Genomic DNA, 880 nt, shown 5'->3' with positions numbered 1-880 from the left:
AAAGCGCAAGCTGTTCTTGATTGAATAGTCCGTTTTTCCATCATCGGCGATAAAGCCGTAAGGTATACAGACGCCCGGCCCCTTGGGCACCTCATACAGGTCACGTGGTCGAAAACGGCCGATCAATTCCTTGAAGGCCTCGATGCCCTGAGCACCTGCTTGGCGCATGGCGAAGAAGTACACGCGCTGGTTGCGATAAACATAGCCGAAGGCGGGATAATCCCCACCCAGAAAGGAGGCATCGGGAATACCTAAGTCGTGCTCCCTTGGAATGGCAAGGGGAATCATTTTTTCCACCTCAGCAATTTTTTTGAGTCGGTCAGCCACCAAGTTTTTCGGGTAATCACCGGTTTGAAACTGTGTTAACAGGCGCTTATGCGTTTCCAGGTCCTTTTCCAGTTGTTGCTGGTAAAGCTTCCCAGTGCCTTTCTGATAGCGAACAGCCCCTTCAAATTCAGAGCGTTCGACGATATCGCTGACGCGGATCACTACACCATTGAAGTCATACCACCCTGAGTCGCCTTTGGCGGCCACTGCGGAAGTGAAGTTATGTCCACCGCCCGTAGAGATGCGGAAAGTGCGTTCAGCATCATAGGTAGCCCATTCCACCTCCTCAGGAACATCAAAGGTCAATCTACCCAGGCACTCCTGGCGTGGCTGCCCTGCGAATACCACGCTAGTGGCGAGACAGAGGGCACTGGCGAGAATAGGTTTGATCATGTTTGTGAACCAAACCACGCCCGCCCAAGGGATATACGGTGGTCCTCTTGTTGCTGACTGAAAACAGAGCTATTTATCAAGGGTCACCTGAATGGTTTTGCTCAAGGCTTTCCAGCGCGGCAGGACTTCTTCCGGTGGCGGGGTGAACTCAGTGAGGTCA

The 880-nt window shown here is 52.6% G+C and carries 1 pseudogene; it reads right to left on the bottom strand.

Annotation, left to right across the window (positions count from 1 at the left end):
• Positions 1–720 (bottom strand): annotated as a pseudogene (locus K787_RS24500) (hypothetical protein); the annotation flags it as partial.
• Positions 721–880: the final 160 nt, after the last annotated feature.

Source organism: Halopseudomonas pelagia CL-AP6 (assembly GCF_000410875.1).
Classification (GTDB): domain Bacteria; phylum Pseudomonadota; class Gammaproteobacteria; order Pseudomonadales; family Pseudomonadaceae; genus Halopseudomonas; species Halopseudomonas pelagia.
The sequence above is the reverse complement of the archived record's forward strand: the minus strand, read 5'-3'. Positions and strand labels throughout refer to the sequence as shown.